This window comes from Amycolatopsis sp. NPDC051758 (genome assembly GCF_044453095.1).
Classification (GTDB): domain Bacteria; phylum Actinomycetota; class Actinomycetes; order Mycobacteriales; family Pseudonocardiaceae; genus Amycolatopsis.
In genome coordinates this window covers 1,725,116-1,749,559 of the sequence record NZ_JBITCJ010000001.1, presented here as the reverse complement: position 1 = coordinate 1,749,559, position 24,444 = coordinate 1,725,116, and the positions used below count along the sequence as shown (strand labels likewise).

At 70.9% G+C, this 24,444-nt stretch carries 24 protein-coding genes; 14 read left to right on the top strand and 10 right to left on the bottom strand.

Annotation, left to right across the window (positions count from 1 at the left end; translation table 11 throughout):
* Positions 1–89: 89 nt before the first annotated feature.
* Together ACIA5G_RS09060 and ACIA5G_RS09055 are read left to right on the top strand one after the other, a co-directional pair.
* On the top strand, positions 90–404 hold the full coding sequence (locus ACIA5G_RS09060; RefSeq protein WP_395921747.1) for a hypothetical protein: 315 nt from the start codon (positions 90–92) through the stop codon (positions 402–404).
* A 1,653-nt stretch (positions 405–2,057) separates the two neighbouring features.
* Positions 2,058–2,924 (top strand): hypothetical protein, encoded by an 867-nt coding sequence (locus tag ACIA5G_RS09055; protein WP_395921745.1) that lies wholly within the window; start codon positions 2,058–2,060, stop codon positions 2,922–2,924.
* A gap of 96 nt (positions 2,925–3,020) precedes the next feature.
* Here ACIA5G_RS09055 and ACIA5G_RS09050 read toward each other — a convergent pair whose 3' ends face one another.
* From ACIA5G_RS09050 to ACIA5G_RS09040, 3 genes are all read right to left on the bottom strand, one after another.
* The gene (locus tag ACIA5G_RS09050) at positions 3,021–3,344 is read right to left on the bottom strand and encodes a WXG100 family type VII secretion target (protein ID WP_395921744.1); all 324 of its coding nucleotides are present in this window, start codon (positions 3,342–3,344) and stop codon (positions 3,021–3,023) included.
* The gene (locus ACIA5G_RS09045) at positions 3,344–3,886 is read right to left on the bottom strand and encodes a YbaB/EbfC family nucleoid-associated protein (RefSeq protein WP_395921973.1); all 543 of its coding nucleotides are present in this window, start codon (positions 3,884–3,886) and stop codon (positions 3,344–3,346) included. Before ACIA5G_RS09045 ends, ACIA5G_RS09050 begins: the two co-directional genes overlap by 1 nt.
* Positions 3,887–4,028: 142 nt before the next feature.
* Positions 4,029–5,318, bottom strand: coding sequence for an MFS transporter (locus ACIA5G_RS09040; RefSeq protein WP_395921743.1), 1,290 nt, complete (start codon positions 5,316–5,318; stop codon positions 4,029–4,031).
* Positions 5,319–5,520: 202 nt separating this feature from the next.
* Here ACIA5G_RS09040 and ACIA5G_RS09035 point away from each other — a divergent pair, with 202 nt between their 5' ends.
* Positions 5,521–6,102, top strand: coding sequence for a YqgE/AlgH family protein (locus ACIA5G_RS09035; RefSeq protein WP_395921741.1), 582 nt, complete (start codon positions 5,521–5,523; stop codon positions 6,100–6,102).
* Here the strand turns inward: ACIA5G_RS09035 and ACIA5G_RS09030 are convergent.
* Positions 6,099–6,518 carry an SdpI family protein gene (locus ACIA5G_RS09030; RefSeq protein WP_395921739.1) on the bottom strand — a complete coding sequence of 140 codons (420 nt, stop codon included), beginning with the start codon at positions 6,516–6,518 and terminating at the stop codon, positions 6,099–6,101. The genes ACIA5G_RS09035 and ACIA5G_RS09030 overlap by 4 nt on opposite strands.
* A 66-nt stretch (positions 6,519–6,584) precedes the next feature.
* Here ACIA5G_RS09030 and ACIA5G_RS09025 point away from each other — a divergent pair, with 66 nt between their 5' ends.
* The 3 genes from ACIA5G_RS09025 to ACIA5G_RS09015 all read left to right on the top strand — a co-directional run bounded on the left by ACIA5G_RS09025 (position 6,585) and on the right by ACIA5G_RS09015 (position 11,574).
* Positions 6,585–7,745 carry an esterase-like activity of phytase family protein gene (locus ACIA5G_RS09025; protein ID WP_395921738.1) on the top strand — a complete coding sequence of 387 codons (1,161 nt, stop codon included), beginning with the start codon at positions 6,585–6,587 and terminating at the stop codon, positions 7,743–7,745.
* 154 nt (positions 7,746–7,899) lie between these two features.
* Complete coding sequence (leuS, locus tag ACIA5G_RS09020) at positions 7,900–10,746, top strand: leucine--tRNA ligase (RefSeq protein WP_395921737.1); 2,847 nt, start codon at positions 7,900–7,902, stop codon at positions 10,744–10,746.
* A gap of 90 nt (positions 10,747–10,836) precedes the next feature.
* Positions 10,837–11,574, top strand: a complete 738-nt coding sequence (locus ACIA5G_RS09015; protein WP_395921735.1) for a 3-oxoacyl-ACP reductase family protein — start codon at positions 10,837–10,839, stop codon at positions 11,572–11,574.
* On the opposite strand, the gene ACIA5G_RS09010 is transcribed toward ACIA5G_RS09015, so the two are convergent.
* The 6 genes from ACIA5G_RS09010 to ACIA5G_RS08985 form a co-directional block, all read right to left on the bottom strand.
* On the bottom strand, positions 11,571–12,308 hold the full coding sequence (locus tag ACIA5G_RS09010) for a TetR/AcrR family transcriptional regulator (RefSeq protein WP_395921734.1): 738 nt from the start codon (positions 12,306–12,308) through the stop codon (positions 11,571–11,573). The genes ACIA5G_RS09015 and ACIA5G_RS09010 overlap by 4 nt on opposite strands.
* A 73-nt stretch (positions 12,309–12,381) precedes the next feature.
* Positions 12,382–12,993, bottom strand: a complete 612-nt coding sequence (locus tag ACIA5G_RS09005) for a DUF3558 domain-containing protein (RefSeq protein ID WP_395921732.1) — start codon at positions 12,991–12,993, stop codon at positions 12,382–12,384.
* Positions 12,990–13,388 carry a hypothetical protein gene (locus tag ACIA5G_RS09000; protein WP_395921731.1) on the bottom strand — a complete coding sequence of 133 codons (399 nt, stop codon included), beginning with the start codon at positions 13,386–13,388 and terminating at the stop codon, positions 12,990–12,992. The genes ACIA5G_RS09005 and ACIA5G_RS09000 overlap by 4 nt, the downstream gene beginning before the upstream one ends.
* Positions 13,385–14,122 (bottom strand): ESX secretion-associated protein EspG, encoded by a 738-nt coding sequence (locus ACIA5G_RS08995; RefSeq protein WP_395921730.1) that lies wholly within the window; start codon positions 14,120–14,122, stop codon positions 13,385–13,387. The genes ACIA5G_RS09000 and ACIA5G_RS08995 overlap by 4 nt, the downstream gene beginning before the upstream one ends.
* Positions 14,119–15,468: a hypothetical protein gene (locus tag ACIA5G_RS08990; RefSeq protein WP_395921728.1), complete on the bottom strand. Its 1,350-nt coding sequence runs from the start codon at positions 15,466–15,468 to the stop codon at positions 14,119–14,121. Before ACIA5G_RS08990 ends, ACIA5G_RS08995 begins: the two co-directional genes overlap by 4 nt.
* Before the next feature lie 88 nt (positions 15,469–15,556).
* Positions 15,557–15,910, bottom strand: a complete 354-nt coding sequence (locus tag ACIA5G_RS08985; protein ID WP_395921726.1) for a hypothetical protein — start codon at positions 15,908–15,910, stop codon at positions 15,557–15,559.
* Between the two features lie 169 nt (positions 15,911–16,079).
* Between ACIA5G_RS08985 and ACIA5G_RS08980 the strand changes: the two genes are divergently transcribed.
* The 8 genes from ACIA5G_RS08980 (at position 16,080) to ACIA5G_RS08945 (ending at position 24,380) form a co-directional block, all read left to right on the top strand.
* A complete protein-coding gene (locus ACIA5G_RS08980) occupies positions 16,080–16,601 on the top strand; it encodes a YbaB/EbfC family nucleoid-associated protein (RefSeq protein ID WP_395921724.1) in 522 nt (173 codons plus the stop codon).
* Between the two features lie 22 nt (positions 16,602–16,623).
* On the top strand, positions 16,624–16,962 hold the full coding sequence (locus ACIA5G_RS08975) for a hypothetical protein (RefSeq protein WP_395921723.1): 339 nt from the start codon (positions 16,624–16,626) through the stop codon (positions 16,960–16,962).
* Positions 16,955–17,989, top strand: a complete 1,035-nt coding sequence (locus tag ACIA5G_RS08970; protein WP_395921721.1) for a WXG100 family type VII secretion target — start codon at positions 16,955–16,957, stop codon at positions 17,987–17,989. Before ACIA5G_RS08975 ends, ACIA5G_RS08970 begins: the two co-directional genes overlap by 8 nt.
* A 38-nt stretch (positions 17,990–18,027) precedes the next feature.
* The gene (locus tag ACIA5G_RS08965; RefSeq protein WP_395921719.1) at positions 18,028–19,149 is read left to right on the top strand and encodes a DUF6346 domain-containing protein; all 1,122 of its coding nucleotides are present in this window, start codon (positions 18,028–18,030) and stop codon (positions 19,147–19,149) included.
* 313 nt (positions 19,150–19,462) lie between these two features.
* Positions 19,463–20,332 (top strand): ribokinase, encoded by an 870-nt coding sequence (locus ACIA5G_RS08960; protein WP_395921717.1) that lies wholly within the window; start codon positions 19,463–19,465, stop codon positions 20,330–20,332.
* 28 nt (positions 20,333–20,360) lie between these two features.
* A complete protein-coding gene (locus tag ACIA5G_RS08955) occupies positions 20,361–21,101 on the top strand; it encodes a hypothetical protein (RefSeq protein ID WP_395921716.1) in 741 nt (246 codons plus the stop codon).
* Positions 21,091–22,722, top strand: a complete 1,632-nt coding sequence (gene ptsP / locus ACIA5G_RS08950) for a phosphoenolpyruvate--protein phosphotransferase (protein ID WP_395921715.1) — start codon at positions 21,091–21,093, stop codon at positions 22,720–22,722. Before ACIA5G_RS08955 ends, ptsP begins: the two co-directional genes overlap by 11 nt.
* Before the next feature lie 269 nt (positions 22,723–22,991).
* Positions 22,992–24,380 carry an MFS transporter gene (locus tag ACIA5G_RS08945; RefSeq protein ID WP_395921713.1) on the top strand — a complete coding sequence of 463 codons (1,389 nt, stop codon included), beginning with the start codon at positions 22,992–22,994 and terminating at the stop codon, positions 24,378–24,380.
* Positions 24,381–24,444: the final 64 nt, after the last annotated feature.

The window sequence follows — 24,444 nt, the reverse complement described above, 5'->3', positions numbered from 1 at the left end:
TGCGGCCCACCCTGAGGCGGCCCCGCCGGCCGCGGCGGAACCCGCCGCGGATCGTTGGGATGCCCCCCACCCTGCGGCGGCGGCCCCCCATGCGACATCGGCGGCTGCCCACCCGGCCGCGGCGACGGCCCACCGTGCGGCGGCTGCCCACCAGCCGTCGGCGGCTGACCAGCTGGCCGCTGCTCGCCCGGCCGCGTGGACGGCTGCCCACCTTGTGGCAGCTGCCCGCCTGGGTGCGCAGGCGGTTGCCCGCCAGCTTGCGGCTGTCCTCCTTGCGGCGCCGGCGGCGGGCCGCTACCGACCGAGGGCTGCGCACCTGGCCGCTGCTCGCCTGGGCGCGTGGGCGACTGTCCGCCCAGCGGTTGCCCGCTGGGGTGTACTGCCGGTTGTCCGACGCCAGTTGAGGGCTGCGCACCTGGCCGCTGGTCACCTGGGCGCGTGGGCGACTGTCCGCCTGGCGCTGTCGGCGGCTGGCCGCTTGGGCGTATTGGCGGTTGTCCGCCGCCAGCCAAGGGCTGGCCACCTGGCCGCGCCGGCGGCTGCCCGCCGTGTGGCGGCTGTGGGCCGCCGTGTTGTGGGGCTCCACCTGCGGGTGGCTGGCCGCCTTGCGGTGTCGGCTGGCCGGGTCGGTTTGGTGGCTGCGCGCCGCCGTGGTGCGGGTTTCCGGCCATGGGTGGCTGACCACCCGGCCGCGTCGGTGGCTGCCCGCCCGGGGGCATCCGGCGCGGGTCCTGCGGCTGCTGGTGTGGTGGCTGGCCGCCGCGGGGTGGCATTGGCTGCTGGGGTCCGCCGGGGCGGGGGCCGGTGCCTCCCGGGCCGCCGCTGGTGCTGGGCATTCCGCCGGAGGGTGGGGGTGTGAACCCGCCCGCGGGTGGGGTCTGTTGCGGCGCCGGGCCGTTCTGGAACTGGCCGGCGTCCGCCGCCAACGGCTGGCTCGGGCCGCCCGTGAACCCTGCCGCTCCGACGTTGTCCTGTGGGCGGCCGCCTCCTTGCCGTCCCGGCTCGGAGCCGAATCCCGGCGGGGCCATACCGTAGCCGCCATTCGGCGAGGTGTGCGACGAGCTTGCGCCGCCACCCGAGGAACCGTGCGGCTGACCGCCTGCCGTGCTCGGCATTCCGCCGCCGCCCATCGGCGGTGGGGTGGACCCGCCCGTCGGCTGGCTTGGTGCCGAAGACGCCTGGGGCTCTGCCGCGCGGGGTGGTTCGGGCTGCTGCTGCGCGGCCGCCTCCGGACGTTCCGCCTGCTGAACGTGATCAGCGCTCGGCCGCGCCGCCTCGGGCATGGGCTGCGGCTCGGCCGGCTGCTGCGCCGGACCAGGCGTGCTGTCCGCGCGCTCGGCTTCCCGCCGGACGTCCGGCTCGGAGTCCTCCGGCCCACGTCGCGGCTCCTCGCCGCGCGATTCGGGCTCCGAAGCGGCCCGCGGCTCTTCTCCTCGTGGCTCAGGCTCCGACGTTCGCGGCTCTTCTCCCCGCGACTCAGGTTCCGAAGACGCCTCTCGCCGCGCCTCGGGCTCTTCACCTCGCGACTCCGGTTCGGACGATGGCTCCTGCCGAGGTTCCTCGCCTCGCGACTCGGGCTCGCTCCGCGACTCGGGTTCCGACGAACTCGGCTGGTCATCCGACGCCCGCCGCGGCTCCCCGGAATCCGCCGGATCCGCGGAATCCCGCGAGTCTCCAGAACCCGGCCGACCCGAGTCGCCGGAGGTCGAATCACCGGCGCGCCCAGAGGCCGACTCGCCGGAGTCCCGCCGGTCACCGGAGCCCGGCTCACCGGAGTCGCTCGAGCCCGGCTCGCCGGAGTCCCGCCGGTCACCCGAGCCCGGCTCGCTGGAGTTCTGCGAGTCAGCCGAGCCACGAGAGTCGCCCGAGCCCGAGTCGCCCGAATCGCCGGAGTTGCCCGAGCCTGAATCGCCGGAGTCGCCGGAATTACCCGAGCCTGAGCCTGAGTCCGAGTCCGAGCCTGAGTCACCGGACCCAGAGTCCCCAGCGCCACCGGAATCCCCAGCGCCACCGGAGTCCCCCGACCCATCCGGCTCCGCCCGCGGAATGTTCGCCTCGTGAACCGAGTTCAGCTGCTCCTTGGCGCCCCCGACGGCCCCACCAACAGCCCCACTCGACGCCCCGGTCAGCAACTGCTCCGGCGTCAACGACCCGAGATCCCCGGTAACCGCCGCCTGCCCGACCGTCTGCACCACACCCTCGACGGCACCCCGGGTCCCAGCCCGCACAGCAGCGTCCGCGATCTGCCCGCCGGCACTGTGCGAAAGCCCCTCGGTCGCCCCGCGGCCGATCGCGCCGCTACCGGCACCGACGACGCCGCCGACCGTGCCCGAGATCGCTCCGTCCTTCGTCTTGGACCAGTCCCAGCTCTGGCGGTCACCCTTCGCCATCTGCAGACCCTGGATGCCCGCGTCCATGCCGAGGTTGATGGCCTCGTTCTTGAGGACCTCCATGCCGATCTTCTTGAGGCCCTGCTTGAGCAGTTTCTCCAGCAGCTCCTTCGCGACCTGCTTGAACCCCTGCTGCGCCAGCTTCTCGAGCAGCTGCCGGAACAGCATCTGCACGGTCATCCGGGTGGCGATCTGGGCCGGCGCGATGCCCGCCGTCGAGCCGCCGAACGTCACCGCGGCCGCCGCGATCATCGCGGCGATCTGGGCGGCCAGCACGATCAGCGAGATGATGATCATGTACTTCGTGTACTCGACGTCCAGGGCCGTCTGGTCGCACGAATCCCCGAGGGCCTTCGTCGCGTCGGCCAGCTGCTTGAAGTACGCCTCGTCGCCTTCGACGAACTTCTTCCACTGCTCGACGAACGCGTCGGCGCCGTCACCCGTCCAGTTGTCGCGAATGCCGGAAGCGGCCTGGTTGCCCGCGTCCGTGGCCGGGCCGAGGGCGGTGGACGCCGTGTGCCACGCGTCGCGTAGGGCGCGCAGCTTGGTCTCGTCGCCCTCGGGCCAGCTCTCCCCGACGACGATCGGCAGCAGCCACTTGACCGCGTCGGGCATCTCCATACCCACGCGTCATTGCCCCTTGCTGAGCTGCGAAGTCACGTCTTCGTCCGCGCCCGAGAGGGCCTTCATCGACTTGGTGACGTTCTGCTGCAGGCCACGCAACCCCTGCACGAGGTTGGTGAACCCCTCGACGGCACCCTGCGAGCCCGGCACGTAGTCCTTCGCGAACTCCTTGCCGGAGTCGTCGCCGCCCCAGCACTCGCCTTGCGCGGCGAGCGCGCCCTGCAACGTCTTCAGCGCGCTGTCGAGGCCGTCCGCGGCGGTGACCAGGCCGTTCGAGGCGCGCAGCACCGCGTCCGGTTCCGCGGTGAAGCCGGCACCCCCGTCCGGCATCAGTCGCCCCTCGTCATCCAGGACGTCGGCGGCTCCTCGTCGTCGTCACGCGGTGGGCGGACGCGCTTGGGCGCCGGCTTCGGGGCGGGCATCGGCGGCGGGGGCGCCTGGTCGTTGCGCAGGATCGACCCGGTGTCCTCGAACGACTCCGGCCGCGGGGCAGGAGCTGGTTCTTCGACGAATTCGGGGATCTCCGGCACCAGCCCGGCCAGCGACGGCGCGCCCTCGACCAGGTCGGCGAGGTCGGGCAGGCCCTCGGTGATCGGCGCCATCAGGTCCGCGATCTTCTGCTTGACCTGCAAGGATCCTTGACGCACCAACGTCTGGACGGTGTTCGCGAGCTGCGCGGGCGTCGTGCGCTCGAACGTGTTCGGCGAGAATTCGAGCTTCGCGAGGCTGCCGCCGGCGTCGATCGTGGCGCGGACCAGCCCGTCGGGGGAACTCACCTGAGCGGTGGTCTCGGCCGCCGCGGCCTGGGCGTCACGCAGCTGGGCCGTCTGCCGCTCGAAGTTCTCCAGAAGGGTGTCCATCTGGTCCTTCATCGCGGCATTGCGTGCTTCGAGCCGTGCACGGTCGTCGCCCGCGGTGGTCACAGGTGCCCCCGTCGTCCCTCGAACCTACTAATGACTAACCGTCACCCTAATGCCAATGGAGCAATGACCGTGACCGGTTCGGGTGTTTGCCTCAGCGAATCGTGCGGCGCCGGGCCACCAGGTACCCGGCCCCGCCGACGAGGTAGCAGACGGTCGCGGCGATCAGCAGGCCCGGCGCGTGGCCGTTGTCCGGCACCACGAGCGCGCCGAGCGAAACCGCCGCGACCTGCGTGATGTTGAAGAGCGTGTCGTACAGCGCGAACACCCGGCCGCGGGCTTCGTCGGCGACGTCGAGCTGGATCGAAGAATCGACGCAGAGCTTCAGCACCTGCCCGGCCCCGGTGATGACGAACGACGCGACGAGCGCCAGCGGCAGCAGCATCGGCAGGCCCAGCGCGGACTGCGCGATCGCCGCGAGCAGCAGCGAACCGAGCACCGCGCGAAGCCGGCCGAACCGGCGGATCAGCCGAGCAGTCAGCAACCCGGCGAGCAGTAGACCGGCTCCGGCGAGCGCGGCCATCTGCCCGAGCCCAGGCAGGCCGGCGCGAAAGATCCCGTGGTCGGTGAAGTAGTTGCGCATCAGCAGCACGGTGACCAGCAGCGACACGCCGAACGACGCCCGGTGCGCGAACAGCGCGACAAAACCGGCCGTGACGCTCGGCGCGCGCCACGCGTGCTTCGCGCCGTCGGCCAGCCCGCGTGCAACGGCCAGCACGGGGTTCGGCGGCTCGTCGACCACCGTCGGCCCGAGCACACCACGCGCGAAACCGCGGGCGATCAGGGCGGACACCAGCGTGCCGAGGACGGCGAACGCCGTGGTCTCGGCCGATCCGACGTCGTTGCTGCCGAAGAGCGCGCGAAGGCCGATCGCACAGCCGCCGCCGATGACGGCGACCACCGAACCGAGCGTCGTGGCGAAGGCGTTCGCCGTCACGACGCTCTCTTCGGCCACGACGTGCGGCAGTGACGCCGAAAGCCCGGACCCGATGAAGCGGCTGATCCCCTCCGCGGCCAGGGCCAGCGAAAACAGGCCGACACCGCCGAACCCGAAGCCGACGGCGGCGGCCGCGCTGACGATCGCAAGGCAGCGCAGGAGGTTCGCGAAGACGAGGACTTTGCGCCGATCCCAGCGGTCCAGCAGCGCACCGGCGAAGGGGCCGACCACCGAGTACGGCAGCAGTAGCGCGGCGAACCCACCGGCGATGGCCAGCGGATCGGCGGCACGCTCGGGGTTGAACAGCACAGCACCGGCGAGACCGGCGCGGAAGACGCCGTCACCCCAGCTGGCGGCGAAGCGGCTGAAGAGGAGACGCCGGAAGTCCGGGTCCTTGAGCAGCTCCCGAGGTCCTTTTCGGGTTGCCGCACCGGCGCTGATCGTCACGGAGCCAGCGTAGTAGGTGGCCGACGCACTGAGGTCGCCTCTCGGCGGCTATGCGCAGTGTGGCTCCAGCCGGACGGTATTCCACAAAGGCGGTTCTTCAGTGAGCCCGGGGGACACGGAGTGCGCCGACCACTGTTTCAAACGGGGCGGGTGGGGCGATTGTTCCCGAGCCGAAGTAATTCGCCGGGCCAGGGGTGAGATCATGGGTCGCGTGCCAGCGGACGCCGAGGTTGAGCCGGGAACGCTCCTGGTCGCCGCCCCCACCATGGTCGACCCCAATTTCCGCCGGACCGTGGTGTTCGTCATCGACCACCGCGGAGAGGGCACGCTCGGCGTCGTCCTCAACCGGCCCAGCGACGTAGCCGTCCACGACGTGCTGCCCAACTGGGGTGGGCACGTCGCCGAGCCCCAGGCGGTGTTCGTCGGCGGTCCCGTCGAGAAGAAGACTGCGTTGTGCCTGGCGGCGCTGCGCACCGGCGAGACGGCGGCGAGCGTGCCGGGCGTCATCGCCGTCCGCGGCCCGGTCGCGCTGGTCGACCTGGACACCGATCCCGAGGTGCTGGTGCCGAAGGTCCGCGGGGTGCGGGTGTTCGCCGGGTACGCGGGCTGGGACTCGGGACAGCTGGCGAGCGAGATCGAGCGGGACGACTGGGTCATCGTGCCGGCGCTGCCGAGCGACATCCTGGCTTCGCCCAGCGGTGATCTGTGGAGCCAGGTGCTGCGCCGTCAGGGTGTGCCGATCGCGCTGCTGGCCACCCACCCGGGTGACCTCCAGCGGAATTAGGCGTCGTCCTTCTTGAAGACCCCGCAGCCGCCGGCGCCGCACGCGCAGCCGCTGCAGCCGGCCGGCGCCGCCGGAGCCGGCGCGGGGACGGTCAGGGCCGCCCGGTTGCCGAGCACTCCACCGCCCGCGACCAGCAGGAGCATCGCCAGGACGCCGGCGAGCGCGGCGGAGACCAGGCCGCCGGTCGTCGGCATCGCGAGCCCGGCCAGCCCGGTGAGCACCGAGATCGCGCCGCCGGCCATCGTCGGCAGCCCCGCGACGCGGTTGGCCAGCTTGAACGCTTCTTCACTGCGCAACGCCGCCTGCGTGCGCACCCCGGTGCCGCCCTCGCGCGTCAAGCGCTCGCGAAAACCGAGGAAACCCCCAAAGCCGACGAGCAGACCCAGCACGACCGGAACCAGCGCGATAGCGAACACGAGGTCAAGGATAAGCGTGACGTCCCGGCAACCTGCCGGATACCCTGATCGACTGTGCTACAGGCCATGTCACCCCGTGTACTGCCCACCGTGTTGGCCCTTGGTCTGATCGGGGGAATCCTCGCCGCGTCGCCGGCGAGTGCCACCGAAAGTCACCAGCGGCCCGTCCGGCTGCTCGGCGAGCAGATCGTCCCGAACTCCCTGCAGTTCCAGGGCACGACGGTCGGCGGCCTGTCCAGCATCGACTACGACCCCCGGACCGGCGTATACGCGCTGATCTGCGACGACCGGTCGGCGATCAACCCCGCCCGCTTCTACACCGCGACCTTCCCGGTGTCCGCGAACGGCGTCGGCCCGGTCACCCTGACCGGCACGAAGCCGCTGCTGCGCCCGGACGGCACGCCGTACCCGCCGCTGACGCAGAACGACCCGGCGAAGCCGCAGAACGAGCAGACGATCGACCCCGAAGAGCTGCGCGTCGACCCGTGGAGCGGCGACTACTACTGGTCGCAGGAGGGCGAGCGCACCGCGACGACGTTGATCGACCCGTCGATCCGCGAAGCCCGCCGCGACGGAAAATACGTCCGCGACCTGCCGATCCCGGCGAACGAGAAGATGACGCCGACCGCCGGCCCGCGCCAGAACCTGGTGCTCGAAGGCCTCACCTTCGCCGGGTTCGGCGCGCTGATCGCCAGCGACGTCGAAGGCCCGCTCCTGCAGGACGGCCCGGAGTCGACGCGCACCACCGGCGGCGTCTCGCGGATCACGCTGCAGGGCCGCTACGGCCCGGTCCTCGCGCAGTACGCCTACCCGCAGGAGCCGATCTTCGCGTCACCGGTGCCGGCCGGCGCGTTCGCGACGACCGGCGTCTCCTCGATGCTGGCCGTCGACCAGGCCGACCCGACGAAGTTCCTGATGATGGAGCGCTCGTTCGTCACCGGTGTCGGCAACAAGGTCCGCGTCTACGAGATCGACACGAAGGGCGCGACGAACGTCCTGAACGTCAAGTCCCTGGCCGACGCGAAGCACGTCAAGCCGGTGAAGAAGCGGCTCCTCTTCGACGCGGCCGACCTCGGCCTGTCCACCGTGGACAACATCGAAGGCATGACGTGGGGCCCGAAGCTGCCGGACGGCGAGCGCAGCCTGGTGCTCGTCAGCGACAACAACTTCTCGGCCACCCAGGTCACCCAGTTCGTCGCACTGGCGGTCCCCTCCGAACGGCTTTGACCAGCAAGTTACGATGTGCACATGAACACGGCTCGGCTGCTCCTTAGCCTGCCGCGCTGACCGGGCCCGGCCCGGCCGGCGCGGCGACCCCTCATGCCCATGCGGCTGAGGGGTCGAGTTGTTTCTGGAGTAGCGACAGCGGAGGAAGACGGCGATGACCGAGACGACAGGGGCGCCCGCGGACGTCCCCGCGCACCGCTACACGGCCGCGCTGGCCGGGCAGATCGAGCAGCGGTGGCAGGACCACTGGGCCGACCACGGCACCTTCCACGCGCCGAACCCGGTCGGGCCGCTCGCGGTCGAGGGCCAGCCGGTCCCCAGCGACAAGCTGTTCGTCCAGGACATGTTCCCGTACCCGTCGGGCTCCGGCCTGCACGTCGGGCACCCGCTGGGCTTCATCAGCACCGACGTCTTCGCCCGGTACCACCGGATGATCGGGCGCAACGTGCTGCACACGATGGGCTTCGACGCGTTCGGCCTGCCGGCCGAGCAGTACGCGGTCCAGACCGGGCAGCACCCGCGCAAGACGACCGAGGAGAACATCCGGACCTACCTGCGCCAGATCCGGCGCCTGGGCCTGGGCCACGACGAACGCCGTCGCATCTCCACGATCGACCCCGAGTACTACCGCTGGACGCAGTGGATCTTCCTGCAGATCTTCAACTCCTGGTACGACACCGACGCGGGCAAGGCGCGGCCGATCGCCGAGCTGGAAGCCGCGTTCGCCGACGGCTCGCGCCCGGTGCCGGGTGACAAGGACTGGGCGTCGCTGAGCGCCGCCGAGCGCAAGACGATCATCGACGACCACCGCCTGGTGTACATCTCCGAAGCGCCGGTCAACTGGTGCCCCGGCCTGGGCACGGTGCTGTCGAACGAAGAGGTCACCGCCGACGGCCGCAGCGAGCGCGGCAACTTCCCCGTCTTCCGCCGCAACCTGCGGCAGTGGATGATGCGGATCACCGCGTACGCCGACCGCCTGGTCGACGACCTGGACCTGCTGGACTGGCCGGAGAAGGTCAAGTCCATGCAGCGGAACTGGATCGGCCGCTCGCACGGCGCCCGCGTCACGTTCAAGGCCGGCGAAGACAAGATCGAGGTCTTCACCACCCGGCCGGACACGCTGTTCGGCGCCACCTACATGGTGCTGGCGCCGGAGCACCCGCTGGTCGACAAGCTGACCGCGGCCGCGTGGCCCGAAGGTGTCGACAAGCGCTGGACCGGTGACGCCGCGACGCCGGCGGAGGCCATCAAGGAATACCGCGTCGCCGCCTCCCGCAAGTCCGAGCTGGACCGGCAGGAGAACAAGGAGAAGACCGGCGTCTTCACCGGCGCGTACGCGACGAACCCGGTCAACGACAAGCAGATCCCGATCTTCGTCGCCGACTACGTGCTGATGGGTTACGGCACCGGCGCGATCATGGCCGTGCCCGGCCAGGACGTCCGCGACTGGGAGTTCGCCGAGAAGTTCGGGCTGGAGATCATCCGGACCGTGCAGCCGTCCGAAGGTTTCGACGGCAAGGCGTTCACCGGTGACGGCCCGGCGATCAACTCCGGCTTCCTGGACGGCATGGACGTCGCCGAAGCCAAGAAGACGATCATCGAGCGACTGGCGGAAGAGGGCACCGGCGTCGGCACGGTGCAGTTCAAGCTGCGCGACTGGCTGTTCTCGCGCCAGCGCTACTGGGGCGAGCCGTTCCCGGTCGTCTACGACGAGGACGGCGAAGTCCACGCCGTGCCCGACTCGATGCTGCCGATCGAGCTGCCCGAGGTCGCCGACTACTCGCCGGTGACGTTCGACCCGGAAGACCGCGACTCGATGCCGTCGTCCCCGCTGGCCCGCGCGACCGACTGGGTCGAGGTCGAGCTGGACCTGGGTGACGGCCCGAAGACCTACCGCCGCGACATCAACACGATGCCGAACTGGGCGGGTTCGTGCTGGTACCAGCTGCGCTACCTGGACCCGACGAACAGCGAAACGTTCTGCGCGCCCGAAAACGAGCAGTACTGGATGGGCCCGCGCCCGGGCGAGTACGGCGCGGACGACACCGGCGGCGTCGACCTGTACGTCGGCGGCGTCGAGCACGCGGTGCTGCACCTGCTGTACTCGCGGTTCTGGCACAAGGTGCTGTTCGACCTGGGCCACGTGACGTCCAAGGAGCCGTACCGGAAGCTGTTCAACCAGGGCTACATCGAGGCGTACGCGTACACGGACGCGCGCGGCGTCTACGTTCCGGCCGAGCAGGTCGAGGAGCGCGACGGCAAGTACTTCTTCAACGGCGAAGAAGTCAGCCAGGAGTACGGCAAGATGGGCAAGAGCCTGAAGAACGTCGTCACGCCGGACGAGATGGCCGAGAACTACGGCGCCGACACGTTCCGGTTCTACGAGATGGCGATGGGCCCGCTGGCCATGTCGCGCCCGTGGGCGACCAAGGACGTCGTGGGCGCGCACCGGTTCCTGCAGCGGCTGTGGCGCCTGGTGGTCGACGAGGAGACCGGCGAGCTGCGAGTGTCCACAGAGGACGCTTCGGAGGCGGACCGGAAGGTGCTGCACCGGACCGTCGCGGGCGTCCGCGAGGATTACGCGGAGATGCGGTTCAACACGGCCGGCGCCAAGCTGATCGAGCTGAACAACCACGTCACCAAGGTGTACGGCGCGGCCGCGTCGACACCGCGCGAACTGGCCGAGCCGCTGGTGCTGATGCTGGCGCCGCTGGCCCCGCACCTGGCGGAGGAGCTGTGGCACCGGCTGGGCCACGCGGACTCGCTGGTGCAGGGCCCGTTCCCGGTGGTGGACGAGAAGTACCTGGTCGAGGCCTCGGTCGAGTACCCGATCCAGGTCAACGGCAAGGTCCGCTCCCGCGTCACGGTGCCGGCCGACGCGTCGTCGGAAGCGGTCCAGGCGGCCGCGCTGGCCGACGAGAAGGTCGCGGCGATGGTCGGCGACGGCGCGCCGCGCAAGGTGATCGTGGTGCCCGGGCGGCTGGTCAACATCGTCCTCTAGCGCCACGGCGGAAAGGCGCCAGTGTTCGGCGGTCATCCCCGATTTGATTGAACGGTCAAGAAAATCCGTTCGATCGAAGGAGAACCGGGGATGACCCTCGACGGCAAGGTGGCACTGGTGACGGGCGCCGGCCGCGGCATCGGCGCGGCCACGGCACTGCGGCTCGCCGAGGACGGCGCGGACGTCGCGCTGACGTACCAGCACAACGGCGATCGGGCGGCCGAGGTGGTCGAGCAGATCAAGAACCTCGGCCGTCGCGCGCTGGCGATCCAGGCCGATTCGGCGGACGCGTCCGCGATGTCTGCGGCGGTTTCGGAGACCGTCGCCGAGTTCGGCCGGCTGGACGTCCTGGTGAACAACGCGGGTGTCGGTTTTGTCGGCCCGCTGGCGGACACGTCCCTGGAAGACGTCGACCGCGTGCTCGCGGTGAACGTCCGCGGTGTGTACGTGATGACGCAGGCGGCGGCCGCGCACCTGGGTGAAGGCGGCCGCGTGATCACGATCGGCAGCTGCGTCACGGATCGTGTGCCCGGCCCGGGCATGTCGCTGTACGCCACGAGCAAGGCGGCGATGGTCGGCCTGACCAAGGCTTTGGCGCGTGAGCTCGGCCCGCGCGGCGTCACGGTCAACCTCGTCCACCCGGGCCCGACGGACACGGACATGAACCCGGCCGACGGCCCGTACGCGGCCGACCAGCGGGCGTTGACGGCGTTCGACCGGTACGGGAAGCCGTCGGAAGTCGCCTCCGCGGTGTCCTACCTGGCTGCGCCGAGCAGCGCTTACGTGACGGCAGCGGTGCTTTCGGTCGACGGCGGGCACGCGGCCTAACCGGAGTAGAGCCCGATCTCGCGCGCCAGGTCGATGAGCATGGCCTCGAAGAGAACGTCCGGTTTGGACATCGGGATCGGGTAGTTGCCGAAGACCTCGAGCGTGACGTGCCCGTAGAGCCGGGCCCAGAACTGGATCATCAGGTACGTCACGCCGAGGTCGATCTTCTCCACCGGAACGTCCTGATCGGACTCGGCGAGCACGGTGACCAGCGATTCCTGGAACGTCTTGAAGTCGTCACGCAGCTCGTCGGGCACACCGCTGGCGGACGGGAGGACGATGTCGGTCCGCGCGAGCACCCGCCCGGCGGCGGCCAGGAAGATCCGCCCGAACGGCTCGTCGACCCGGCTCAGCGCACTCCCCGCCGCGGACCCGACACCCCCGGTCGGCGACGCGAAGACCAGCGTGAACTCCTTGGTGTGGGTCAGCGCCCACCGCCGGAAGCCCTTGCAGATGGCGAAGAGCTGCAAAATCCCGTCGTCCGACAGGTCGGCGATGTCCTCGGCGAGCTCGTCCGCCAGATCGGCGCAGACGTCCAGCCGCAGGTTCTCGACGAGGTCGTCCCGTGATTCGTAGTACCGGTACAGCGCGGGCGCGGTGATGCCGAGCTCCCGCGCGATGGCGCGCAGGGTGACCGCCTCGGGCCCCTGCTCGACGAGGAGCTTCCGGGCGGTCCGCCGGATGTCCTGTTCGGTAGCCGCTCGTGCGCGACCCCTCCGCGTGGGGTGGCTCATCCGAACAGTCTAGGCGCTTACTACGACAAGTCTTGCATTAACGCGGCGGCCGGTGGTCACGGAAAGGCGCAGCTCAGGCCCGCGCCTTGAGGTTGGTCAGCACGGCGTCGGCGACCTCGGGCGCTACGTCGAAGCAGTCTTTACCTTCACCCGCGGCCTTGTCTCCGAGTGTCAGCCCCATCGAATACGCCAGCTCGTCGGTCACTCCGACGACGATCACGCAAGCGCGCTTGTCGTTGGTGTTCGCGTAGGCGACGGCAGGAAAACCCTGAATCGGTGCGAGCGGCGTCCACCGTGCGGCTTTCGGCTGCACGTTCTGGTAGGCCAGGCTGATCCCCTGGTCGGACTTGGTCTGATAGCTGACCGCGATGCCGGCGCCGCTGCCCGAGTTGCTGCTCCAGTTGCAGATGGGGCCGAGCTGGCTGTCACTCAGCTTGCCGGGGGTGGCATCACCCAAGAACGTGCTCACCTGCTCGGCGGTCAACCCCGTGTCGCACGGGCTGGCGTCCAGAACGGTCGCCGCCAAAGGGGTGCCGACCTTCGGTGCTCCGTCGTGCGGGAGCGCGGCGGCCGTGCTGTTCGCGGTTGATGGCGCGGGACTGGCCGATCCTCGTTCGCCGGTGCAGCCCGCGAGCAGCAGCCCGCAAACGGCGATCGTGGCAACAGTGGTTCCGCGCCTGTTCATTCGAATTTCCCGCTCTTCTTCGTCGAGTCCGCTGCCTGCTGGTCGGCTTCTTCGGTGATTCCCAGCGCCGACCTCAGCCGGCGAATCAGTTCGGTCAGGTAGTTGTACTGGTAGGTCAAGTGCCCTTCGTAGTAGCGGCCCACCTCGTTGACCCCGTTCCGGCCGTCGACCGCCTCGCGGCTGACCGGTTCGTCTGCCGGCGCGATGGCCTGGGAAAGGATCGCGGCGTTGATGCGCTGCTGCTCGATGCCCTGCCGCTGGGTCTCGGCCTTCTTGAGCATCGCCCGCATCTCGGCCGAGCTCATCGCGAACCCCTGCCCACCAGCAGGCGGCGCAGCCCCGCTGGGCAGGTCCGTCGCCCAGAAGCCGACGCCGCTGAAGATCGCGTCCGTCATCGTCCTCCCCCTAGCCCGTTGAGCGTCGCGTACAGCACTTCAATCAGCGCACCTCGGGTGCCGGGCTGGAAGCTGACCATTCGCTCCCGCCCCGGATACACGTACGTCAGCACCCGCCCGGTCCCGGCGATGTCCACCGCGGTGATCGGCGCGCTGCGCGACCCCCGGTTGACCGCGTAACACTGGTGCAGCCCCGTCCGCTTCGCCGCCATCAGCCGCCGCGCCCAGGGCAGCGGGTCGCGGGTGTCGTTCGTGGGATCGGTGAGGTCGTACGAAGCCTCGTGGCCCGAGAACCGCGACTCCGGGATCGCCACCGGCGTGATCCTGGCGGGCGGCACCGGCGGCAGCACGTCCACCAGCGATTCGGCGATCCGCGACGGCTCCACCTCGTCGATCCGGATCGTGGTGTCCTTCCGGATGAGCCGAAACGCCTTGGGGCCGTCGGCCGAGACGAGGACCGCGCCCGACTCGTCCGCGTTGATGTCGCCGAGCCAACCCGTGAACTGGTGGGCGCCCTTCGCGAGAACGCGCAGGACTTCGCGGAACTCGCGTGTCACCATGCCGCCCGTCGCGAGCCGAAGCGACGTGAGGACGTCGAGGACCTTCTCCTCGAGCCGTTTGCGGGTTTCGTCGCCGAGCCAGAGGTTGTCCGCGCCGAGCACCGCCGGCGGCGGCCCGTGCCGCTCCCACTCCCAGGCGGTGAGCAAGGCGGCCTTGGGCAGGAAGAGCGTCACAGCCCGATCACCGGCGGCACGGTCCGTTCGTCCGACGGGCCGAAGACGCTCTCCGGGTCGGCTTCCAGCAGGTACGACGCGCGCTGGTGCTCTTCGTCCTCGGATTTGCCGCCCTTCGCGCCCTGGCCCATGCCGCCCATGCCGGGTGAGCCCGGCTTGCCCGCCGCGCCGCCTCGGATCCCGCCGGTCGTGCCCGGACGTCCCTCGCCCGGCAGCCCGGCGCCGGTGGACGCACCGGGACCACGTGCACCTGAGCCGGACGACGCGCCCGAGCCCGGGCCGAACCCGCCGCCACCGGGACCGAAGCCGCCGCCGAAGCCGGGTCCGAACCCGCCTCCTGGTCCCGAGCCGGGGCCGAAACCACCGCCAGGTCCCGCTCCGGGTGGCTGGTAGCCGGGGTACTGCGACGGTGTGGGCGGCACGTAACCCTGCGCGCGGACGGTGTCGTCGCCGACCGGCACCGGCACCGGCGGCTGCGTGTGCTGCGCCGGCGGCGGCGTCACCGGCGGCGGCGGGGTCACCTCACCCGGCGGCCGCACGAGTGGCACGTCCGGCCGGCCGTCGTCGACGCGGTGACGCGGCGGCTTCGGATCGCGGTCGTCCGGCGGGGGCGGCGGCGGGTCGTTGATTTCGAACTCACCGCCGTCGTAGGTCCCGAGTTGGCCGTAGTCGATCGTCCGGCTCGCGGTGTTGGTGCTCGACTGGTCCGCGTACGAGTTGTAGCGCTCGACGTTCTCCTGGGCCTTCTTGTTGTACTGGTTGATCCGGTCCTCGGTGTCGGTGTCCCACGGCGTCCCGACGTCCCAGGCGCTCCGCGTCGGCGGCTGGTCGGTGACGTCCTGGTGCAGCGAGTTCTTCATCCGCTGGAACTGGTCGATCTGCGCCATCGAAAGCCGCGAGTTCAGCGTCAAGGTCGACGACGCCGAGGCCGCCGAATCGGCCAGTGGCCGCAGCCGTTCGCGGGCCGCCTCCGAAGCGCCGCCGGTCCACGCGGATTCGAGCCCGGACGTCAGGTCGCGCGTGCCGTCTTCGAGCTGACGCTGGTAGTCCGCCTGCGCGACCCCGGCGTCGTGCACCTTCCCCAGCGACTCCGTGCCCGGCCCCGTCATCACCGCCTTGACCAGCTGGCCCGGTGACAACCCCGCGGCCTGCGGGTTGGCCGCCCCGGTGCCGGTCTGCGAGCCGATGTACGCACCCGCGACCGCGCCGGGCAGCCCGCCCGCGAGCAGGCCGACACCCGCGCCGGTCAGAACCTTGCCGAGCCCGTCGGACCCCGACTGGACGGCGTGCGCGATCTCCGACCCGACGTGCTTGGCAGCGTCGAGCATGTCGCCGAACAACCCCACCGAACTGCGCTCCCCTCGCGGTTCGACCCTCCCCTGGCGTCACGCACGATACCGCACCGGTGACTTACCGTGGAGAAGATCGACCAGGTCAGGGGGTCCGCACCTGCCGCCGCGTCAACGGCCGCAGCAGCCACATGCACGGCACGGCCATGCCTAGCGCGCAGAAGAAGTGCACGATCCACGCGCCGGCGAGCGAGGGCCCGCCCCACGACTCGTTCGCGGTGGCGTCGTCCCAGAAGAGCCCGTAGGTCGTGATCCGCCAGACGAGGAACCAGATCAACGCCGCGATCGGGAACGCCGCCGCACTGGCGAGCACGGCGCCCCGCCGCGGCTCGGCGCCCAGACAACGTCGAGCCAGCCGTCGCCGCACTTCCGGACCGCCCAAACAGGCCGGGAGAGCGAGGATCGCGTAGATCGTCCGTTTCCAGTCGGAGATGCTCATGAAGATCACGCTATGAGTCACTGAGCAGCACAAACACCCGGCTGGCCACCCGACCGGGTGCGGAAAACCGCGGGGTGTTCGTCACACCCAGCGGAATGGCCGATAACTGTCGGTGCGGTGTGCCACACTCGGTCGCCGTACGGCTACTGACGTGAACGGGGAGGTTCGCGTGACGAACCCTGAGCAGCTTTTCGCCGGCTTCGAAGCCAGGATGGCGGAGGCGCAGCAGAAGGCTGATCGGATGCGCGCCGAGATGGAAACCGTCTCGGTGGCGGAGCGCAGCAAGGACGGCCAGATCGCGGTCAAGGTCAACCACCTGGGCAACTTGGTCGGCCTCGAAATCGGGCACGCCGTGCGCGACAAGCCGAACCTGGCCGACCAGATCCTGCGGACGGTCCAGGCCGCCCAGAGCAGGCTGGCGACCGCGGTTCAGGCGGGCGTCCCCTCGATCGCGGGCTCCGAGACGATGAACGAGCTCGTCGGCCAGCTGCACCGCGAGTACCCCGAACCGGAGCCCGAAGGCTTCGCCGAGGGAGTCCGCGACACCCGGCCCGACGACGGCGCCCGGTTCATCGCGGAAGAGGAACCGCGCAAGCCGCCCGCTCCCCAGCCGCCCCCGCGCCCGGCCCGCCCGGCGAAGGACGACGGCACGGACGACGACTACTTCGGCGACGGCGACTACCTGCGCTGAGCCACCGGACGGGGAGGGAAAGATGGCCGGGCAGAGCGGTCCGGGGTTCGACGAGAACCCCGAGGCGATCGACGAGCACGCCAAGCAGATGGAAGCGACGTTCGACGTCCTCAAGCAGGCGTTGGCGCTCGCTCACGACCAGCCCGCGGGCCCGGAGGCGTTCGGCCTGATCGGGCAGCTGTGCCAGCTGAGCACCTGGTGCGGCCACCTGTCCGGGCAGGCGACGGACACGCTCCAGGCGGCGGTCGACGGCGCCGAGTACCACGTGGAAGCCGTCCGCAAGTGGGCGAAGCAGCGTCGTGTGGACGAAGAGTCGGCATCGGCGCTCGTGAACCAGGCTTCGGGAGGCAGCCGTGGCTGACAGCCTGTCGATGGAAGACGTCAAGAAGGAAACGGATTCCGAGAAATACGTGGTCGACAGTGCTCTTGAAGGCGCCGGCGCGCTTCAGGACTACTACGGCGGCCTCGAAAAGATCCTGCACGGCGACTGGACCGAGGGGCTCTTCAGCCTCGCGAACGCCGGCCTGGGCGCCATGGACCTGGTCAAGGACGGAAACCCGTTCGAGACGCTGATCAGCTGGGGCCTCGGCTGGGTCATCGAGCACGTCGACTTCCTGAAGGAGCCGCTGGACTGGGTCACCGGTGACCAGGACGCCCTCGATCTGGAGGGCAAGAAGTGGGAAGCCATCGGTGAGCACGTCCAGAAGACCGCCGAGCAGCTGACCGCCGAAGTCCGGAAGAACTGCCTCGACTGGAAGGGCAAGGCGGCCGACCAGTACCGCGCTTACGTCCAGAAGCAGCTGGACGCGTATGCGGCCCTGTCGGACTCCGCGACGAAGGTCGCCGAGGTGGTCGGGATCTGCAAGACGATCCTGGACGTCGTCCGGACCTTGATCCGCGACCTGATCACGGACACGCTCGCCAAGATCATCATGATCCTGTGCCGCACCCCGCCGCCCGCGTATCCGGCGGCGCTGGCTGCGGAAGGCGTGCCCTTCGCGGTCAAGCAGGGCGGCAAGATGGTCGAGCAGTGCAGCAAGCTGGCTCGCGCCTTCGCGCGCGCCAAGGAGTTCCTCAAAGGTCTCGGTGACTTCTTCCGCCGGGTCGTCTCCGCGGTCGGGACCGCGGGCAAGGAGATGTTCGAAGGATTCGCCAAGGCCGCCGCGCGGGAGGCCGGCATGAAGGCCTTCGAACAGCTGGTGACCGGACCCGGCCAGTCCGCGGGAGAGCGGCAGCACGATCGCGACGAGACGTCCATCGTCCCGGAGGACCACTCGACGAACTACCCGGTCGACAAGGTGCCGCGGTCCGGGCCGGTGACCGCGGATGACGGGCAGCCGTTCTCCGGACAGTCCGGCGCCCAGCGGATCTCGGGCTCGATCGAGTGACCACGGTAGGAGCGAGAAAGCCGTTACGAGCCTGGCAGTTGACGAAGATCATCGTCCGCGGCGTGCTGGCCTACACGTTGCTGATCCTCTTCGGCATCGGCGGGTTGACCCTGGTCCGGCTCGTCGACGCGCCGGTCAGCAACACCGAGCGCCCCGGTAGCGGCAGTGATCTGATCGCCCGCGTCGGTGACTTCCCCGGCGCGTGTGAACGGCACGGGCCGTTGTCGTTGAGCGGCGCGGGTTACTACTGGAAGTGCTACGGCCGCGTCTCACCGCCCGGCGGCACCGAGATGAGCGCCTTTTTCGGGCCGGACGAGCTGACTCCGGCCGACGACGCCGCCCACCCGGTCAACGCCGTGAAGGACCACAAGATCTGGCGCCGTGCCGTCGACCACCCGTACGGCTTCCTGGGCGCGCTCGGCGCGGTTGTCCTCGGGGCGGCGGGCGCGATCGTGGCGAAGCTCGGCGGGCTCCGCGTCCTCGGCTGGATCGCGTTCCAGCCGGATCCGGGTCTGCGCCCCCCGGACGAGCCCGGCTCGCCGGTCCGGGTCCGCGTCCCGGTGGTCGCCGACGCCGAGCGCCGGCGGGCTGCGCGGCCGGGCGCCGTGGTGGTGCTGGTCGGCGGACTCGCGTTGATCGCCGCTTCGGTGACGATGGTCGTCGCGATGAGCGGGCTCGGCGACGTCGGCACCTTGGGCTGGTTCTTCGCCTGGGTGTTCGCGCCGATCGGACTGCTGGTCCTCGCCTTGGTGCCCTACGCCCACCGGAGGCTCGTGTCGCCGGAGACGGTCGAGATCACCGTGGCGGAAGACGGTGTGCGGCAACCGAACGAAGATCGCCCGCCGACGGTCGTCCCGTGGTCGTCGATCGACCGGCTCGTCCTCGACGAGCACGTGATCGGCAGCCACGTCGCCTGTCATCTCACCCTGAGCGGTGGCGGCCGCGAGTTCCGTCTCCTGCCCGGGTTCCGCACCCGCTCACCGCACGGTTTCCTGCTGTCGCCGGTCTTGCCCGCGGACGAAGCGCGACGGCTGGCCGAAGCGTTCGAGCGGTACCACCCCGGCCGGATCAGGTGGCCTGCCCGGGAGGTGCGCCGCGGCGGGTTCGGGATCGTGCACGCCGTCAAGCGCACCATCATCCGCTGGAAGACACGACGATGAGGCCTTCGGGGCGCGGGGGCGCCGCCGACGCCGATCACTCGGGGGGCTACGTGATCGGCGCCGGCGACCCGATGCCCTGCCCGGCTCGCGCCGGTTGGGGCAACATCATCACGTCTCCGCGATGACGCACCTGGAGAGCGGGACCGGTCTCTTATGTGACGACCGGGGGACGGACATCCCCCGAACGAGTGACGGGCATCCGCTGCTCGCATGATTGTCGCACTGAGCCCCGAATAAGTTACAAAAACCTTCACTTTCCTCCGGGCCGCCCGTGCTGACCTGGTCCGAACGGGTTTCGTGGCACAGTGCGGACATGAACTCCGACGTACTCGTGGTGGGGTCCGCCAATGCCGACCTCGTTGTCGCGGTGGACCGGCGGCCGGCCGGGGGCGAGACGGTCCTGGGCGGCGACACCGTGCTCTCGCCGGGCGGCAAAGGGGCCAACACGGCGGTCGCGGCGGGCAAGCTCGGTGCGGATGTCGCGCTCCTCGGCGCCGTCGGTGACGACTCCTACGGCCGGCTGCTGCTCGGCTCGCTCCGCGCTGCCGGCGTCGACACCGGACTGGTCCGGACCAGCGACCGGCCGACCGGCATCGCCTACATCACCGTCACGCCGGACGGCGAGAATTCGATCCTGGTCTCGCCCGGCGCCAACTCGAGCCTGGAGCCCGGCGACGTCGACACCGTTTTCGACGGCGTCGAGATCCTGGTCGTCTCGCTCGAGGTGCCGCTGCCGACCGTCGAGCACGCCGTCGCGCGGGCCGCGGAGAAGGGCGTCCGGGTGCTGCTGAACCTGTCGCCGGCGGCGAAGCTCTCTCCGGAGACGCTGGCCAAGCTCGACGTCCTGCTGGTCAACGAGCACGAGGCCGCCTGGCTGACCGGGCCCGGCGCGGACTTCCGGAAGCTGCTGGCCCTCGGGCCACGCTCGGCCGTCGTCACGCTCGGCGCGGCCGGCGCGGTGGTCGTCGAAGCCGGCGAAGCCACCGAGGTCGAGTCGCCGAAGGTCGAGGCCGTGGACACCACCGGGGCCGGGGACGCCTTCGCGGGCGCGCTCGCGGCGTCGCTCGCCGATGGCGCCGACCTGGTCTCCGCGGCGAAGCGCGCGGTGCGCGTCGCGGCCTTCAGCGTGACGCGGCACGGCGCGCAGCCGTCCTACCCGACCGCCGCCGACCTGGGGGAATGATCACCCGGCGGCCCGTGTTGTCCATCACATGGGCGATTCGTTCGGTTCGGCCTGGTGGCGCGGCTACGCCGCTCAGCTGAGGGCGATCGCGGAGGCGCGGCGGCCCGACCACCTCGCGATCATGCCCCTCGACGAGACCCTGAAGGCGCTCGGCAAGCAGACCGAGGTCGACGAAGGCGTCTACGACGTGCCGCTGGAGGGTGTGGTCGGGACCGTCGCCCGCGCCGGGGACTTCGACCGCGAGTTCCGGCCGCGAAACCGGGCGCTGCGCGACCGTTGGGAAAACCTGACGCGGACGGCCGCGGACCTCCCGCCGGTGCGGCTCGTGCGGCTGTCCGACATGTTCTTCGTCGAGGACGGCCACCACCGCGTCGCCATCGCCCGTGCCCGCGGCGCCCGGACGATCCGCGCGCGGGTCCGCTGGATCAGCACGGTGGCGTGCGCGCTGCGTTGCCTGACGCTGGCCGACCTGCCGTCGAAGTCCGCCGAACGGATGTTCCTGGAGCGCGTTCCGCTGCCCGACGACGTCCGCCTCGGGCTGTGGCTCGACGACCCGGCGGACTGGTTCCGGCTCGCCGACAGCGCCGAGGCCTGGGGATTCCGCCGTATGCTGGCCGGACGGCCGGTGTCGAGCCGCGACGAACTGGCCGAAGCGTGGTGGCACGAGGAGGTCCGGCCGGTGCTCGAACAGGTACGCCGGCGCGGCTTGTGCCCGCCACCACGAGATATCGAGACGTATCTGAGCTATGGTCTAGACCATGTCGTCTGAGTCTCTGTCCGGGGTCGCCGTCAGCCCCGGCCGCGCGAGTGGTCCCGTCGTCCGCGTCGCGGAGCCGCTCGGCGAGCCCGCCGCCACCCCGGCCCCGGCCGATCCGGCCGCCGAGGCCGCCCGGATCGTGCCCGCGTCCGCGATCGTCGCCGGCCGGCTGGAGAAGCAGGCCGAGACCGCGACCGGCGAAGCCGCGACGATCCTGATCACGACCGCCGCGATGGCCGCCGACCCGGCGCTCGCTTCGCAGGCGGAACAGCTGGTCAAGACGCAGGGACTGCCCGCCGCGCGAGCCGTCTACCAGGCCGCCGAAGGCTTCGCGGAAGCGCTGGCTGCCGCCGGCGGGTACATGGCGGAGCGCGTCCGGGACGTCCGCGACGTGCGTGACCGGCTGATCGCCGAGCTGCTCGGCATCGCGCCGCCGGGGGTGCCCGAGCTGGCGTCGCCGAGCGTGCTGGTCGCCCGCGACCTCGCGCCGGCCAACACCGCGGGGCTCGACCCGGCGAAGGTGCTCGCCCTGGTCACCGAAGAAGGCGGCCCGACCAGCCACACCGCGATCCTCGCGCGCGCTCTCGGCATCCCGGCCGTCGTCGCGGTGCGCGGACTGCTCGCGCTCGAGGCGGAGGCGCTCGCCGTCGACGGCGACACGGGCACGGTCGAGGTCGCGGACCCGGCGGCCCCGGTCGTCACAGCGACCGTGGCACCGCTGGCCGAGTGGAACGGCACCGGCGCGACGTCGGACGGCCACCGCGTGAAGGTCTACGGCAACGTCGGCTCCCCGGCCGACGCGCAGGCCGCGGCCGACGCGGGCGCCGAAGGGGTGGGCCTGTTCCGCACCGAGTTCTGCTACCTGGACGCCTCGGACGAACCGTCGGTGGCCGACCAGCGCGCGGCGTACACGGCGGTGCTTTCGCCGTTCCGAGGCAAGCCGGTGATCGTGCGGACGCTGGACGCGGGCGCCGACAAGCCGCTGGCGTTCCTCTCGCCCGAGGTCGAGCCGAACCCGGCGCTCGGTGTGCGCGGGCTGCGTGTGGCGTTCGACCGTCCCGAGGTGCTGGACCGCCAGCTCGAAGCCATCGCCGGCGCGGCGGCCGACTCCGGCGCCGAGGTCTCGGTGATGGCCCCGATGGTCGCGACCGTCGAAGAGGCCGCCTGGTTCGCCGACCGCGTCCGCGCGGCGGGCATCAGCAGGGCCGGCGTGATGATCGAGATCCCGGCGGCGGCGCTGAGCGCCCGGGAGATCCTCGAGGTGGTCGACTTCGTCTCGGTCGGCACGAACGACCTGGCGCAGTACACGTTCGCGGCGGACCGCCAGCTGGGCGCGGTCGCGAAGCTCAACGACCCGTGGCAGCCGGCGCTCCTCCGCCTGCTGAAGCTGATCGGCGACGCGGCGAAGGCCACGGGCAAGCCGGCCGGCGTCTGCGGCGAAGCGGCGGCGGACCCGCGGCTGGCGCTGGTCCTGGCCGGCCTGGGCCTGACGAGCCTCTCGATGAACGCCCCGGCGGTCCGCACGGTGGGCGCGAGCCTGGCGAGCGCGACGCTGGCGGACTGCGAAGCGGTGGCCGAGGCAGCTTTGGCCACGTCGGACCCGGCAGCGGCCCGCGCGGCGGCACGCCCCTGACCTGCCCCGACGACTCGCGCGCGGGGGCGCCCCCCCCACTTTCAGTCTATCGGTCATCACCGACGGTGCTGATCTGTGCGAGCCTGGACGAGCGCAGTTGTCCACATTGACCGAGGGGTGTGGACAACCCGCCAAAAGTCCGTGAAGGCCACCGCGAAGGTGGCCTTCACGGCTTTCTGCCGAAGACGCCGGAAGACGCTGTCGATCTGAGCCCTGCCCGCTCGACGTAGTGGTGAGCACCAAGACCACCGAGCCGGGAGGACCCCGTCATGACCGCCACCATCGAAGCGCCGACGCCGGCAGTGGAGCAGGCCGGGCGCCGGGAGTGGATCGGCTTGGCCGTGCTGGCCCTGCCCGCCCTGCTCGTGTCGCTGGACGTCTTCGTCCTCGTTCTCGCCCTGCCGAAGCTCGCCGCGAGCCTGCACGCCGACAGCACCCAGCAGCTGTGGATCATGGACACCTACGGCTTCATGATCGCCGGGTTCATGGTCACCATGGGGACCCTCGGGGACCGCATCGGCCGCCGGAAGCTGCTGCTCATCGGGGCCGCCGCCTTCGGGGTCGCCTCCATCGCGGCCGCCTTCTCCACCAGCGCCGGCATGCTCATCGCCGCGCGGGCCGTGCTCGGGATCGCCGGGGCGACGCTCGCCCCGTCGACGCTCTCGCTCATCGGCACCATGTTCAAGAACCCGCGGCAGCGCGCCGAAGCGATCGGGATCTGGGCCGGCTGCTTCACCGTCGGCGCGATCATCGGCCCGGTCGTCGGCGGCTTCCTGCTCGAGCACTTCTGGTGGGGCTCCTGCTTCCTCCTGGGTGTCCCCGCCATGGTCCTGCTGCTGGTCATCGGCCCGAAGCTGCTGCCCGAGTACCGCGACGAGACCGCCGGCCGGCTCGACCTGCCCAGCGTCGCGCTCTCCCTCGGCGCGATCCTGCCCGTCGTTTACGGCGTCAAGGAGCTCGCCCACGGTGTGCACCTGGTGCCGGTGCTGGCCCTGGCCGCCGGCCTGGCTGTCGGGTACGTCTTCGTCAACCGGCAGCGCACCCTCGACGACCCGCTGCTCGACCTCAGCCTGTTCGCTGCGAAGGCCTTCCGCACCACGCTCGGCGGAATGCTGCTGTTCAGCATGCTCGGTGGCACCACGATGCTGTTCGTCGCGCAGTTCTTCCAGATCGCGCAGCAGCTTTCGCCGATCGGCGCCGCGCTGGCCCTGCTGCCGGGGATGGCCGCGTCGACCGTCAGCTTCCTCGCCGCGCCCGTGCTCGCCCGCCACTTCGCGCCGAGCAGGCTGATCGCCGCCGGGGTCGCGCTCGCCGCGTCCGGCATGGTGATCCTCGCCCTGGTCGACCCGGCGGCCGGGCCGGTGTGGCCCGCGCTCGGGTTCGCCGTGACGTCGCTGGGCGTCGGCCCGATGGTCGCGCTGGGCACCGATCTGGTCATCGGCTCGGTCCCGCTGCGCAAGGCGGGCGCCGCTTCCGCGCTCGCCCAGACCGTCAACGAATTCGGCTACTCGCTCGGCATCGCGACCGTCGGCACCCTGGGCAACGCCGTCGTCCGGACGCACGGGCTCCCCAGCGGGCTGCACGTGGTCGCCGGGCTGGCCGCGGCCGCGTTCGCGATCCTCGTCTGGTTCGTCGCGAAGAACCTGCGGACCGCCTGACCGGCGAAGGCCTCCCCACCCGATGCCTGGGTGGGGAGGCCTTCTTTTACGCCGGGGGCAGAGG